General features: G+C 41.8%; 14 protein-coding genes. 8 read left to right on the top strand and 6 right to left on the bottom strand.

The annotated features are described in order from the left end of the window. Positions 1-66: 66 nt before the first annotated feature. The 6 genes from AC4IFT_RS11555 (at position 67) to AC4IFT_RS11530 (ending at position 5,914) form a co-directional block, all read left to right on the top strand. On the top strand, positions 67-930 hold the full coding sequence (locus AC4IFT_RS11555) for a YicC/YloC family endoribonuclease (protein ID WP_219245138.1): 864 nt from the start codon (positions 67-69) through the stop codon (positions 928-930). A 244-nt stretch (positions 931-1,174) separates the two neighbouring features. Then, complete coding sequence (gene dinD, locus AC4IFT_RS11550; RefSeq protein ID WP_490751380.1) at positions 1,175-2,002, top strand: DNA damage-inducible protein D; 828 nt, start codon at positions 1,175-1,177, stop codon at positions 2,000-2,002. Between the two features lie 320 nt (positions 2,003-2,322). Beyond that, positions 2,323-3,633 (top strand): MFS transporter, encoded by a 1,311-nt coding sequence (locus AC4IFT_RS11545; RefSeq protein ID WP_490737060.1) that lies wholly within the window; start codon positions 2,323-2,325, stop codon positions 3,631-3,633. Positions 3,634-3,677: 44 nt separating this feature from the next. Continuing rightward, positions 3,678-4,325 carry an RraA family protein gene (locus tag AC4IFT_RS11540; protein ID WP_219245141.1) on the top strand — a complete coding sequence of 216 codons (648 nt, stop codon included), beginning with the start codon at positions 3,678-3,680 and terminating at the stop codon, positions 4,323-4,325. 9 nt (positions 4,326-4,334) lie between these two features. Then, positions 4,335-5,126: a carbon-nitrogen hydrolase family protein gene (locus tag AC4IFT_RS11535; protein ID WP_490737063.1), complete on the top strand. Its 792-nt coding sequence runs from the start codon at positions 4,335-4,337 to the stop codon at positions 5,124-5,126. Positions 5,127-5,290: 164 nt separating this feature from the next. Further along, on the top strand, positions 5,291-5,914 hold the full coding sequence (locus AC4IFT_RS11530; protein WP_490737065.1) for a GntR family transcriptional regulator: 624 nt from the start codon (positions 5,291-5,293) through the stop codon (positions 5,912-5,914). A gap of 78 nt (positions 5,915-5,992) precedes the next feature. Here AC4IFT_RS11530 and AC4IFT_RS11525 read toward each other — a convergent pair whose 3' ends face one another. From AC4IFT_RS11525 to AC4IFT_RS11515, 3 genes are all read right to left on the bottom strand, one after another. After that, entirely contained in the window at positions 5,993-7,249 is a 1,257-nt protein-coding gene (locus tag AC4IFT_RS11525; RefSeq protein ID WP_490737067.1) for a nucleoside permease, read from the bottom strand. Beyond that, a complete protein-coding gene (locus tag AC4IFT_RS11520; protein WP_490751379.1) occupies positions 7,246-8,163 on the bottom strand; it encodes a DMT family transporter in 918 nt (305 codons plus the stop codon). Before AC4IFT_RS11520 ends, AC4IFT_RS11525 begins: the two co-directional genes overlap by 4 nt. Positions 8,164-8,228: 65 nt before the next feature. Next, on the bottom strand, positions 8,229-9,047 hold the full coding sequence (locus AC4IFT_RS11515; protein ID WP_490737071.1) for a purine-nucleoside phosphorylase: 819 nt from the start codon (positions 9,045-9,047) through the stop codon (positions 8,229-8,231). A gap of 189 nt (positions 9,048-9,236) precedes the next feature. Between AC4IFT_RS11515 and AC4IFT_RS11510 the strand changes: the two genes are divergently transcribed. Then, positions 9,237-10,439 carry an ROK family protein gene (locus AC4IFT_RS11510; RefSeq protein ID WP_490737073.1) on the top strand — a complete coding sequence of 401 codons (1,203 nt, stop codon included), beginning with the start codon at positions 9,237-9,239 and terminating at the stop codon, positions 10,437-10,439. A gap of 77 nt (positions 10,440-10,516) precedes the next feature. Beyond that, a complete protein-coding gene (thiM, locus tag AC4IFT_RS11505) occupies positions 10,517-11,293 on the top strand; it encodes a hydroxyethylthiazole kinase (RefSeq protein WP_490737075.1) in 777 nt (258 codons plus the stop codon). A gap of 31 nt (positions 11,294-11,324) precedes the next feature. On the opposite strand, the gene AC4IFT_RS11500 is transcribed toward thiM, so the two are convergent. The 3 genes from AC4IFT_RS11500 to AC4IFT_RS11490 form a co-directional block, all read right to left on the bottom strand. Beyond that, the gene (locus AC4IFT_RS11500; RefSeq protein WP_490751378.1) at positions 11,325-12,029 is read right to left on the bottom strand and encodes a lipopolysaccharide core heptose(II) kinase RfaY; all 705 of its coding nucleotides are present in this window, start codon (positions 12,027-12,029) and stop codon (positions 11,325-11,327) included. 191 nt (positions 12,030-12,220) lie between these two features. Beyond that, positions 12,221-13,387, bottom strand: a complete 1,167-nt coding sequence (locus tag AC4IFT_RS11495; protein ID WP_490751377.1) for a nucleotide sugar dehydrogenase — start codon at positions 13,385-13,387, stop codon at positions 12,221-12,223. Between the two features lie 44 nt (positions 13,388-13,431). Beyond that, positions 13,432-14,433: an NAD-dependent epimerase gene (locus AC4IFT_RS11490; RefSeq protein WP_273827172.1), complete on the bottom strand. Its 1,002-nt coding sequence runs from the start codon at positions 14,431-14,433 to the stop codon at positions 13,432-13,434. Between the last annotated feature and the right edge of the window lie 110 nt (positions 14,434-14,543).

Below are 14,543 nucleotides of genomic sequence, written 5' to 3'. Positions count from 1 at the left end.
AATGCCTATCCTGTCATCTCTCATAGCGCTATAATCCCATTATCTTATCGATAATAGGAACGAATTATGATCCGTAGTATGACCGCTTTTGCCCGCCGTGATATCAAGGGTGAATGGGGGAATGCGGCCTGGGAGCTGCGTTCCGTAAACCAACGTTATTTAGAAACGTATATCCGTTTACCTGAGCAGTTCAGAAGCCTTGAACCCGTTATTCGCGAGCGTCTTCGTTCACGTTTAACGCGCGGAAAAGTGGAATGTAACCTACGTTTTGAATTAGACGGTGCAAACCGTGGCGAATTAATTCTTAATGAACAATTAGCGCGCCAATTAATTAGCGCAGCAAATTGGGTCAAAAATTACAGCCACGAAGGTGAAATCAACCCGTTAGAGATTTTACGTTGGCCGGGAGTCATGTCGGCAGGCGAGCAAGATTTAGATGCCATCAGCGAACAGTTAATGGCCGGTTTAGATGAAACCATCGATGCTTTTATCCAGAGCCGCGAAGCCGAAGGGGCTTCATTGCATGCTTTAATCGAGCAGCGCCTTGATGGTGTGCTCGTTGAAGTAGCAAAAGTGCGTAAACATATGCCTGAAATTCTGCAATGGCAGCGCGACCGCCTGCAAAGTAAGCTCGAAGAAGCTGAAATTCAAGTAGACAATAACCGCTTAGAGCAAGAGCTAATTTTGCTTGCCCAACGTGTTGATGTTGCTGAGGAATTGGATAGATTAGAGGCGCACGTTAAAGAAACCCGTAATATCTTGAAGAAAAAAGAAGCCAATGGCCGCCGCCTTGACTTTATGATGCAAGAATTTAACCGTGAATCTAATACGTTAGCGTCAAAATCGATTAACAGTGAAGTGACGACTTCTGCTGTTGAACTGAAAGTATTAATCGAGCAAATGAGAGAACAGATTCAGAATATTGAATAATCCCTTCTCTGACAGTAATGCATGACTAAGCCAATTAATACTCTGTATAAATTGGCTTTTTTTATTTTCCTAAAATCACCAAATAACCTGAAATAGGTAGAAAAACCCTTAATTTTGGAATGAAAATCGCATAAGCTGCCTTAATATTGCTATTTCTTGAAAATTCCTAGGCGCTCAAATAATCTCCACGGTAAACTATCTTTCTTCCCCAAAAAAATCACTTACTCAAAAATTGGAGAGTAAAATGGTACCGCAACAACCTTTTGAAGATATTAGAAAAACAGATAATTCAGGTAATGAATACTGGTCAGCGAGAGAGTTGTCTAAACTCCTCGAATATTCGGAATATCGGCATTTCCTTCCTGTTTTAGAAAAAGCAAAAGAGGCGTGTTTGCAAAGTAGACATGCCATTGAAGACCATTTCGAGGAGATCATCGATATGGTCGAAATTGGTTCTGGTGCTAAACGAAAGCTCAAAAATATGACCCTCTCACGTTACGCCTGCTACCTTGTCGTTCAAAATGGCGATCCGAGTAAACCCGTCATTGCAGCTGGTCAAACCTATTTTGCACTGCAAACAAGGCGTCAAGAGCTCAACGATAACGCTTCATTTAAACAATTAAAAGAGGACGAAAAACGGTTATTTTTACGTAATGAACTGAAAGAACACAATAAACTTCTTGTAGAAACAGCCCAACAAGCAGGAGTCTCAACAGGCATTGATTTTGCTGTTTTTCAAAATCATGGTTATCGTGGGTTGTATGGTGGGCTTGACCAAAAAGGTATTCATCAACAGAAAGGTTTAAAAAAATCACAGAAAATACTCGACCATATGGGTTCAACAGAGCTTGCTGCCAACTTGTTTAGAGCAACTCAAACAGATGAAAAGCTCAAACGAGATAATATCCAAAGTAAAACAGAAGCGAATAAAACTCACTTTGAAGTTGGCCAAAAAGTAAGAGAAACGATTCAAGAGCTTGGCGGTACCATGCCAGAAAATCTACCAACGCCACAAAAAAGCATAAGGCAGCTTGAGCAAACAGAGGTGAAAAAAAAGAAAATTGATAAATAACTTATATGTTAACTCTAGAAATACCGGCGTACATCTAGAGTTAACGACTTGCTACTGCGATAAGTGCCTAATTTCCTCTTCTCACCAATAAAAGTAACTCATTGATTAATAAGTTATTAATTCCAGCTAACTATTTTGTTATTGAAAAACATGAGCTCGCTCATAAATTCACCAAATGTTTTGATTCCAATCACAGATAACAAAACAGATCTTTGACAGAACAATAACCCGTTATTAACATCCATCTTGTATACAAGTTGAATTCAATATAAATACAATAAAATTAATTACCTCTACAGACCAATAAAAAAGGTAAGACTATGTCATACAAAGACTCTGTGATAGCACCTACAGCGAAGGACTCACCAGGGCGTTTACGCTGGGGATTAGCAGCAATATTTTTTATTATCGGTTTAATTGCCTATATGGATCGCGCCAACATTTCCATTGTTGCGGAACATATGATGACCGATCTAGGTATGAGTAAGGTTCAGTTTGGTTTTTTAGGCGCACTATTTTCTCTTGGTTATGCATTAGCACAAATCCCTAGTGGGATATTAGCGGAACGCTTTGGTAGTCGATTAATTGCAACAATAAGCTTGTATGTTTGGTCTGCATTTACCATTCTAACGGTGGTTGCACCGACTTATATCTGGCTATGTATCGTGCGTTTTCTCTTTGGTGTCGGTGAGGCCCCGTTATACCCCTCAAATGCCGTTTTTAATACTTGGTGGTTCCGCCAAAATGAAAAAGCCAGAGCTGCAAGCTTCTTGTTAGCAGGCTCTTATTTTGGCCCTGTCATCGCACCTACCCTCACTGTTTTTATTATGATTTCTTTCGGCTGGCACGCCGTTTTCTACATCTTTGGGGTCATTGGGATTTTAATTGGGTTGATTTGGTACTTCTGTGCTCGAAACAAGCCAGAACAGCACCCTAAAATCTCACAAAGCGAAATCGCCTTTATACAAAGTGGTCGAACAATCAGTGAAAATGGTGGTGAGGATGTCAAAGCGCCATGGCGTAAGTTCATGAAAGAGCGTCCGTTTTGGGCAGTTGGCTTTCAATACTTTTTTGTCGCCTATATGACCACGTTATTCATGATTTGGTTGCCAACTTACCTGCAAGAAGCACGCGGATTTTCATTAACACAAATGGGTGTTGCGGCAAGTTTCCCATGGTTAGCCATTTGTATTGCCGTACTGACTGCAGGTTCAGTATCTGACTGGCTACTCAATAAAGGTTACTCCCAATTAGTCGCAAGGGGCTACATCGCGATTACGGGTTTTATCCTGTTTATCGTGGGAATTTGTGGCGCAGCGCAAACGGAAAGCGCCGTTGCAAGTGTCGCATGGCTCACCCTAGCTCTCGGCTCTTTAGGCCTGCCCGTTGTGACATCTTGGGCGATCGCCGCGGATAAAGGACGCCAATATGCGGGCTCAGTAAGTGGGTGGATGAACCTGTGGGGCAATCTGGGTGGTGTCATCTCCCCAATTTTATGTGGTTGGCTGGCTCAACATTTTGGCTGGACAGTCGCCTTACTTTTCAATGTGATACCTATTAGTTTAGCGATTATTTGCTGGTTCTTCATTCAACCTGACAAGCCTCTTGCGGCTGCTGTAGAGCAAAATTAGTTTTACTCACACTCTCTAAATAATATAACGAATAAAGGTGCCCTATGTTTACATTAAATCCTCGAGTTACCTGTTTTAATCAAGAAGTGATCGAAAGCTGCCGTGATGTTTGTCCTTCAACAATTGGCCATATGACTGATTTTGGTTTTATCAAAACGCTACGCCCACAAATTGAAAAGAATCAGTTTATTGGTCATGCAGTAACTGTACGCATTCCGCATATGGACTCTTCAGCAGTACATAAAGTTTTTGATATCGTTCAGGAAGGTGATGTAGTTTGCATTGATATGTCTGGAGATTATGACCGCGCCTGTTGGGGGGAGATGGTGTCTTATATGGCACGCGCGAAAAAAATCGCTGGGGCGGTTATCGATGGTTGTGTGACAGACATTAAAGCATTACGTGAGATTGGCGTCCCCGTATTTGCCCGCAAAGTCAGTCCGCTAACAACTCGAATCTTAGGCATTGAAGGCGCAATCAACGTGCCAATCAGTGTCGATGGCGTCACTATCCATCCAGGTAATTTAATTATTGCAGATGGTGATGGCATTTTAGTCGCAGATGAAGTGACATTACAAGAATATCGCCAACGCGCACTTAATGCACAACATGCTGAAATTGATGTAAAAAAACGCATTGATGCGGGTGAAACTTTAGCCGCTATCTCAGGTGCTGCAAAATATTTCGAATAAGGAGCTGACATGAAAGTTGCAATTGCCCAATTAGCCAGTAGCCCGAATAAAGAGCAGAATTTAAAAAAAGCCTGTGATGCCATCCAAAAAGCGGCTCAGGGTGGCGCGGATTTAGTGCTATTACCTGAAATGTTTATGGCGTTTGTCCCCGCGGACAGTGGTATCAGTTATGCCGACGTCGCAGAGAATGTTGATGGCCCTTTTGTTTCCCAACTGGCTAAAACAGCAAAAGAGTATGGAATTTATGTAGTTTGTGGCATTTATGAGCGGGCTGAAAATGAGCCTAAACGTGCGTTTAACACCACCATTATGTTAAACCGCCAAGGTGAACTCATTTATCACTACCAAAAAACCCATTTATATGACGCTTTTTCTTACCAAGAATCGCTCAATATTATCCAAAGCCATAACGAGTTGAAGCCTGTTGAAACCGAATTTGGAAAAATTGGTATTTTAGTGTGCTATGAGCTTCGTTTCCCTGAAGTCGCTCGTAAATTAGCGTTAGCTGGGGCAGACTTACTCTTAGTCCCAACAGCATGGGTCAGTGGGCCTCTCAAAGAAGAACACTACCAAACTCTCGTAAAAACCCGTGCTTTAGAAAATACCATTCCTGTTTGTGCGTGCGACCAAACTGGCAATATTTTTATTGGTCGTAGCTTAATTTGTGATGCCCTCGGCGTAACAATTGCTTCCGCAGGCTATGATGAAACGGTGTTCTTCGCTGAAATTTCACCTGAACACACCGCTGAAACACGTCAAAAGCTACCCTGTATGGAAAACCGTCGCCCTGAATTATATTAACTCAATCAAAGCCGGCACGGATGCTGGTTTATCATTCATATTATTATCAATAATTAATCAACATTTGCTTGTTCTCTAAACAATATAAAGCTAGTGCTTTGCTTGTATACCAGTCTATTCCTTTCTATACTCACTGAAATTTCTACTTTTGACGCAAGATCCTAATGAAAGATAAACCACTCAGCCAACAAGCCTATACGGCCATTAAACATAAAATTATCAGTAAGCAGTTTGGCGAGGAAAGCTACACCTCTGAAAACAGCTTAGTTGAAGAGCTTGGAATGAGCCGCACACCTATTCGCGAAGCGCTATACCAGTTGCAGAATGAAGGTTTGGTTAAAATTATTCCCCGCAAAGGGGTGTTTATTCAAAAACTGTCTTTAAAAGAAACGCGGGATAATTATGATTTACGTTTAGCCATTGAATCTCATGCGATTAAACTTGTTCGTGATTATTTAACCGAAGAACATTTCACCAATTTAGAAGCTATTATTGAACAGCAAAAAGCCCTACTTGCGGAAAATAATTACCAAGGTTGGATTAAAGAAGATGAGCGCTTTCATCGCTTCTTTTTAGAATTACTCGATAACGCTGTCTTTTTAGATTTAGCCGATAATATTCGCCAACGTGTTTATTTCCAACCGGATCCCATTTACCGCAATGAATATTATTTTGAGTCCACACGCCAACATCAGCAACTTGTTGAGCAGCTGAAGGAAAAAGCCTTCAGCCAAGCTGAAGAAACCCTAACAGAGCATATTTTACGGGGTAAGCGTAACTACGTTTAGTTGAATTGCACCAAAAAGAAAAAGCCAACTTAATGGCTTTCTCTTTTTAGGCTTGATCTTGATTTTTAGCAGTTAATCTTAGTTCGCTTTTGCTTCCTTCATTGCCGCGTCTTTATCGTGGCTATAATGGAATGTAAATTGGAAAATAATGGCTAAAACAATGGTGTAAGACGAGAAGACCAGCCAAATCATTTGCCAATCTTTAATACCGTCAACAGTATAGTAATCGACAACCAATCCGCTAAGAATTGCGCCAAAATATGCCCCAACACCGTTCACCATGGTCATAAATAATCCTTGGGCACTGGCACGCATTCGGGTATCAACTTCCCGTTCGATAAAAATGGAGCCTGAAATATTAAAGAAATCAAATGCACAACCATACACAATCATCGACATGATTAAGAACATCAAGCCAATCGCTGATGGGTCACCAAAGGCGAAGAAACCAAACCGCAATGTCCATGCAAACATACTTAATAGCATAACGGTTTTAATGCCATAGCGTTTTAAGAAAAATGGAATGGCTAAAATAAAGCAGACTTCAGCCATTTGTGAGATAGATAATAAAATAGACGGGTATTGCACCACTAAACTATCTTGATACAGCGGATTGAGACCGAAATCGTGTAAGAATGGGTTACCAAACGTATTGGTAATTTGCAAAACCGCACCAAGTAACATCGCAAATAAGAAAAAGACGGCCATTATCGGTTTTTTAAATAACACTAACGCATCTAAGCCAAGCTTACTCATCCAGCTACTTGAAATGGCTTTTTTATTCACTTCAATTTTTGGCAGTGTGAGAGAATATGCTGCTAATAGCAATGAACAACCACCCGCAATATAAAGCTGCATACTACTGAGTTCGAATTTTAATAAGCTGATGCTCCACATTGCGATAATAAACCCAACGGTTCCAAATACACGGATTGGTGGGAAGTTACTAACTGAATCCAATTGGTATTGGCTCAATGACGAGTAACTAATCGTGTTTGAAAGCGCAATTGTTGGCATAAATGCCATCGCATTGATCAACATCACCCAAAACATCACCGATGAGCTGGTCACGGTTGCTGCATAGAATAATGCAGCCGCACCTATCAGGTGGCAAATCATATATAAGCGATTCGCTGGAATATATTTATCTGCAATAATTCCGATAAGCCCAGGCATTAAAATAGCCGCAACACCTTTTGAGCTATAAACTAAACCAACTTCAGCACCTGAGAAACTCAAGGTTTTCATCATGTACGAGCCGAGCGTAACTAACCAACTTCCCCAAACAAAATATTGCAGGAAAAGCATGATTTTCAAGCGGGATTTAATGTTCATACGAAGCTCCGTTTGGAGTTACATTTGTTTATTTTTATTTTCAGCTCAGCGATAGCCACCCCTATTAAGATGACGGCGACACCAACAAACTGAATGAATTCGAGGGGTAATTGCAGAACAGTCACTGACAGCAAAATAGTGACGGGCAACTGCATAGAGCTCACAATGGTCGCTAAACTTGTACCAATAAGGGGGGTGCCTTTAGCAAACATCCACATACCGAAGAACGAACCAAAGAAAGCCAGAGGTAATCCATAAGTAAAGAATAACGATTGGAACGCTGATGCACTAAATAAGAATGTCGGCGGTACAATAATGGAGGTCAAAATAGCCCCTCCCGTTACCATAATCGCGGAACGCATCATTGGGTCGGTCTTTACCGCCAATGCGCCACTCACATAAACCCGTATCGCATTGGATAATGCTGCACATAATCCTAATAAAACCCCCGCCCAGTGAAATACAATTTCTTGGCTATTTAATAACCCAGTCGCTAGTACGGTGCCTATTAAAATGACCACCACAGAAACAATTGTCATCAATGGAGGAATTTGACGGTTTATAACTGCATTAATTGCGACACCCATCCAAGTAAACTGCAGAAAGAGCACCACACCTAATGCTGGGGACAAATATTGTAACGATGCATAATATAATAAGCCCGTTAACCCTGTTGTCGTCCCCGTGAGTAACATCAATAAACCTTGCTGCCGAGTTGGCCACACTAAACGCGCTTTTTTTATTAATGCGCCGACAACGACAAAAAACCACAACAAAATCGCACCGAGTACTGTTTGACTACCAATCACATCATTCAAGGAATAACCTGCGCGATAAGCCAGTACAACTAATGTTGAAAGAATGCCATAACTACAAGCGCCTAAAGAAACTAAAATCAGACCTTTAAATTTCATTTCAATATTCACCCTATCTATAATTACAGCATCTTTATTTTGTTTTGAGAAAAAGAATGTTTAAATTAGAAACGCGCGATCACACCAGTGACTAATTTCAAGAATGTCGCTTTCACTTTTTCTGCGGTTTCAATCACTTCATCATGGCTTAACGGTTGTTCCAAAATGCCGCATGCCATATTGGTTAAACAGGAAATTCCGACTGTTTTAATTTGCGAGTGATGAGCAACTAAGGCTTCAGGCACCGTCGACATCCCCACTGCATCAGCCCCTAATGTTCTGATCATGCGAATTTCTGCTGGGGTTTCGTACGTCGGGCCAGTCCACCATGCATAAACACCTTCACGCACAGAAACACCTTGTTCAGAGGCAACATCTTTGATTGTCTGACGTAGTTCTTTGTTGTAAACCTCGCTCACATCTAGGAAACGAACACCCAACTCAGGGTTATTAGGCCCCATTAATGGGTTATTCGCAGTCAGGTTAATGTGATCGGTAATAATCATCAGGTCACCTGGGTTGAAATCGGTATTTACTGCACCACAGGCGTTAGTGATAATTAATTTTTCAACACCGAGTGCTTTCATCAAACGCACAGGGAAAGTAACTTGGTCTAATGAAAAACCTTCGTAATAGTGAAAACGGCCTTTCATCGCAACTACCGTTTTGCCCGCGATCGTACCAATCACTAATTCATTCGCATGACCAACAGCCTCAGACTTAGCAAAATGAGGAACTTCGCTATAAGGAATATGCACTGCATTTTCGAGGGTATCTGCAAATGGGCCCAATCCAGAGCCTAAAATAATCCCGACAGTTGGTTTCATATCCGTACGTGACTGAATAAATTTCAAGCTCTCTAAAATATCTTTTGTCTGGTGCATGGCTATCTCCAAATTAAAATCGAATACTGATTGTTAAAATCGATCATAGCGCAATTTAAAAACAGAACAGCGATCTTAATCTCATTTTAAGAAAAAGTTTTTAGGTATGATGTGTCGCATGATGCAGAACTTTGTGCGTAGATTTGCTAATCTTAAGCCCAATGGTTGGAACGAAAAGGAGTGAGGCGCTTGCTACATACATTATTAAATGAATTTCGCACCTCAAAAAATTCAAAAACGCAAAAATTGAAAGTGCTTTACCGATTAATCCTCAAACATGGCCCTATTCGAGCCGAAATGCTCGCTACGCTCGCGAGTATGAAGCCTGCCACCTGTGCAAGATTGCTAGATGAGCTAAGTAAATGCCAATTAATTTCAACCTCAGAGCTAGGGGAGTCTACTGGAGGGCGAAAACCCATTCTGTACAGTATCAACCCAGCAGATGGTTATCTTGTTGGCATTGAGATGAGTGATATCTATTCCACCATTGTTTTACAAAACCTAAAACTTGAGATTTTAGGGATGGTGAAAGTCAAATATGAGCACTTGGAAACAGCAGAAAACATGCTTGACCACCTGCTTGGTAAAGTAGACTCACTCCTTGCGGAGCACCAACTCAGTGTAGAAAACCTACTCGGTATCGGCATTGCTATCGACCATATTTTAGAGCGTGACAAACTCCCCTATCATCAATATAACTCGCGCATTAAAGGACTCTACGACTACATCACACAAAAAGTGCCGTGCTTTGTGCTACTGGGAAGCGGCATCAGTTTTGCTGCTTTTGCCGAATACCGATTACGTTACACGTCTGATAGCCAACGATTTTTATTTACCACCTGCGATACAGACATTCGCAGTTGCACGATCATCAATAATCACTACGCGCCAGCGCCGATCAGTACCGCGCAAGCTTTTGGCCACACAACTATTGATATCAATGGGCAACGCTGTGAGTGCGGCTCGTTTGGCTGCTTAAAGCAATACAGCTCGTTATCTGCGATTAAATCTCGTGTGATCCAGCAGCTCAGATTAGGTAAAAGTTCAGTCATTAATGAACTAGTTAATAATGAGGCTGACATTAATTACCACACTATTTTCCAAGCACTAACATTAAATGACCCTATTTGCCTCGAATCCCTTGAAGAAGCTGCCTATTATTATGGAATTGCTATCGCGAATGCCATCTTAACCACTCAGGCTGACGTGGTGGTTTGTGGCGGAACCTTAACACCAAAAAATCATTTCTTTGAGATGACGAAAAAGTCCGTTGAAGGGAAACTCGCTGCCTTCCCCCATATTCAAACACGTATTTATGCCGCCAATGATTCATATGAAATTGTCGCACAAGGTGCGGGAGGGATGGTGATGGAAAAATACCTCTGCGATTAACTGCGTCTTTCATTCAACGGGATAGAGTGTAAAATCAATTCACTATTTTATGCTCTATCACGCTAAATGAGGGGATCATGTCCGAATTTGAATACATCAGCGACACTGTAAAATCACAAATATTACAACAACTTCACGACCAATCCCCTCTCGTTCACTGCATGACCAATGATGTCGTTCAAACCTTTACGGCAAATGTCCTGTTAGCGCTAGGGTGTTCTCCTGCCATGGTCATTGAACCTGAAGAAGCCGAACAATTTGCCGCCATAGCAAACAGTTTATTAATCAATGTGGGAACACTCACGGCAGATAGGCAACAAGCAATGAAACGCGCTATACACAGTGCTAATACCGCGGAAAAACCTTGGGTTCTTGACCCCGTTGCCGTTGGTGCCCTCACTTTTCGTACCCGTTTTTGTCACGAAATCCTTAGCCTTAAACCTGCGGCAATTCGCGGCAATGCATCGGAAATTATGGCATTAGCAGGAGTTAGCCTTGGAGGTCGAGGGGTAGACTCCCTAAACTCCACAAATGATGCCCTTCCTGCCGCACAATCACTGGCCAAACAAGCGAATACGATTGTCGCCATCAGTGGTGAAATTGATTATATCACTGACGGTGTACGCACAATTGCTGTCGAAGGTGGCGATATTCTGATGACTCGCGTAGTTGGAACGGGGTGTGCACTGTCTGCCGTGGTTGCCGCTAGCTGTGGGCTATCTGGTGATAGACTACAACATGTTGCAACCGCTTGTGCGCTAATGAAACAAGCAGGAAAAACGGCAACACAGAGCTGTCGCGGTACAGGTAGCTTTATCCCTGAGTTTTTGGATGCACTTTATCAATTAAATTGATAAATTCGACAATAAGAAAACTCAGTTTAGGCTATAACCGAGTTTTCTTACCTCGTAGTTTTCTTGACCAGTGGCGAAAATTGTCCCTAAAGCGAATAAATCGATAAGTCCCGCTTTTTTTGTCTGGCTCAATACCATAAAAACGTTTTAATGCGATTAAGTCATTGGCTTTACATATGGTTAAGTTTCCATAATCAGACAAATCAATCACTTTCAATCCATCTTCTGTCAAAACAAAGTTACCCGCATGGATATCATTAGAGGATAAGCCATAGTGATGGAGTTGCTTAATAACTGATTTCATTTCAGGATAATAAGGCGTTAAATCATCCAGTTCTGATAAAACGGTCCCTTCAACATATTCAGCGATAATCCACGTTTCAACAGATTCACGATATTGCATTTTTTCCGCCACAAAATAGATATCATTTGTCACGGTGCACCCCTGATTTTGAGCAGAGACTAAACGCGTTAATAAACGTGAATAAAATGGGCCAGATAGCATACGCATTACTCGTTTTTCTATGCGCTTATCCCGCTCTTTCTCACATTTGATAATATAGTTCTTACCGTTTAGCGAGATACGCTCGACACTTCGCTCTGCATTTCCACTACCTAAATCTTTGCCAACAATTTTTCCGTCAATATAGTCAATCATGACTTGCCAAAAATCAATCTCACCTGCTTTTTGGTAAGTCATGAAGCCATTTCTTTGTTTTTTTATAATTTTTTGCATGACAACAACGCCCGTTTTTTAGTCAACCGGCGGATGCTAACAAATGAAAAAAGACATTTCTTAGCGATTCTTGCAAAAACGGGTTTAAAAAGAGGGATGTTGCGAGCTATCGCACAAAATGAGCGGTTTTTATGGAGGGAAAAGAGGAAGAATAGGTTGGCAAACAACCAACCTATACAGGGTATCAATATTTAATCATTACCAAATAAGTCACGGGTATAGACTTTATCTGCCACATCTTCAATTTCAGGCACCATACGGTTAGCCAAAATGATGTCACATTGGGCTTTAAATTCCGCTAAATCATTAACCACTTTTGAACGGAAAAACTCGGTTTCCTTCATTACTGGCTCATACACCACCACTTCAATGCCTTTGGCTTTGATGCGCTTCATGATGCCTTGCACCGCAGAAGCACGGAAGTTGTCTGACCCCGCTTTCATCACTAAGCGATAGACACCGACTTTACGTGGCGCTTTGGCAATAATCGCGTCAGAGATGAAGTCTTTACGCGTACGGTTGGATTCCACAATCGCATTAATCAGGTTGTTCGGTACGTCATCGTAGTTGGCCAGTAATTGCTTGGTATCTTTCGGTAAGCAATAACCGCCGTAACCGAATGATGGGTTGTTATAATGGCTGCCAATACGTGGGTCTAACGATACACCTTCAATAATTTGGCGTGCATTTAAACCACGGCTTTCTGCGTAAGTATCTAGCTCATTAAAGTAAGCTACACGCATCGCTAAGTAGGTGTTCGCAAACAGCTTAATGGCTTCCGCTTCCGTTCCATCCGTGAATAACACTGGGACATCTTTTTTGATGGCGCCTTCAAGCAGCAAATCGGCAAAAATTTGTGCACGCTCAGAGCGCTCACCCACCACAATACGGGACGGGTGCAGGTTATCCCACAATGCGCGGCCTTCACGTAGAAATTCTGGGGAGAAAATCACGTTGGTGTAACCAAATTCTTCCCGTAAACGTGCGGTAAAACCAACAGGGATAGTCGATTTGACGATAATCGTCGCAGTTGGGTTAATTTCATTCACATCGTGAATGACCGATTCCACTGACTTGGTATTGAAATAGTTAGTTTTTGGGTCGTAGTCTGTCGGCGTCGCAACAATGACGTACTGTGCGCCTGTATAGGCTTCCACTTTATCTTCCGTAGCACGGAAATTCAGTGTTTTTTCCGTTAAAAACTGTTCAATCTCCGTATCAACAATCGGCGATTGGTGGTTGTTTAACATCGCCACTTTTTCAGGAATGATATCCACAGCGACCACTTCGTGATTCTGTGACAGTAACATGGCGTTAGATAGACCGACGTAGCCAGTCCCTGCGATTGCTATTTTCAAACTTGCCTCTCAAATTCGGCTAAGGATATTACAGGTTATTGATATTATTGGTGGTAATATGAACGATACCAATCAACAAACGCCTGAACACCCTGTTCAATAGAAACTTGCGGGCGATAGCCTATTACGTTAAATAGGTCTTCAGTATCTGCCCAAGTTGTGTATACATCTCCAGCTTGCATCGGTAAAAAGTTTTTAATCGCTTCTTTTCCAAGGGCTTTTTCCAATGCGGAAATAAACTCAATCAATTTTACAGGTTGCCCATTACCAATATTATAAATGCGATATGGCGCACTGCTTTGTGCTGGTGATGTCGAATGGTTGCTCGGGTCTGCCTGAGGGATTATATCGGAAATTCGGATCACCCCTTCAACAATATCATCAACAAACGTGAAATCACGGCTCAGATTGCCGTTATTATAAACATCAATAGGTTCGCCCGCTAAAATGGCTTTGGTGAATTTGAATAGTGCCATATCAGGTCGACCCCACGGACCATACACCGTGAAGAAGCGCAGACCCGTTGTCGGGAGCTGGTAGAGGTGTGAATAGGAGTGGGACATTAATTCATTAGCTTTTTTTGTCGCTGCGTATAATGAAATCGGGTGATCTGTCGGCATGTCAGTGGTAAATGGCGCGTTATCTGTCACCCCATAAACAGAACTGGAAGAGGCGTACACTAAATGCTTCACTTTGGCTTGGCGGCAGCCTTCAAGAATCGATAAATGCCCCGTTAAGTTACTGTCTGCGTAAGCAAATGGGTTCTCTAGTGAGTAACGTACACCCGCTTGCGCAGCAAGGTGGATGACCCTATCGAACTGTTCCTGAGTACATAATACCCTGACCGTTTCACGATCTGTTAAATCAAGATGAATAAAGCGGAACAGTGAGTGCTGCTCTAATAAATGTAAACGAGATTGCTTAAGCCCCTGATCATAATAAGCATTTAGGTTATCAATCCCAACGACTTCGTGCCCATTTTCCAATAAACGCTGACACAATCTAAAACCAATAAAGCCCGCACTTCCCGTGACCAAGTATTTCATATTTATCGTCTTCTAGCGTTAAACCATCTACAAAGCTCAAAAGAGCGCCGAATTTCACAGAAAAATCAACTTCATTTAAGACAAAAAAAACAAAGAATGGTTTTATTATT

The organism is Providencia sp. UF-183 (genome assembly GCF_058246155.1).
This window is presented reverse-complemented; position numbering and strand designations above follow the sequence as displayed.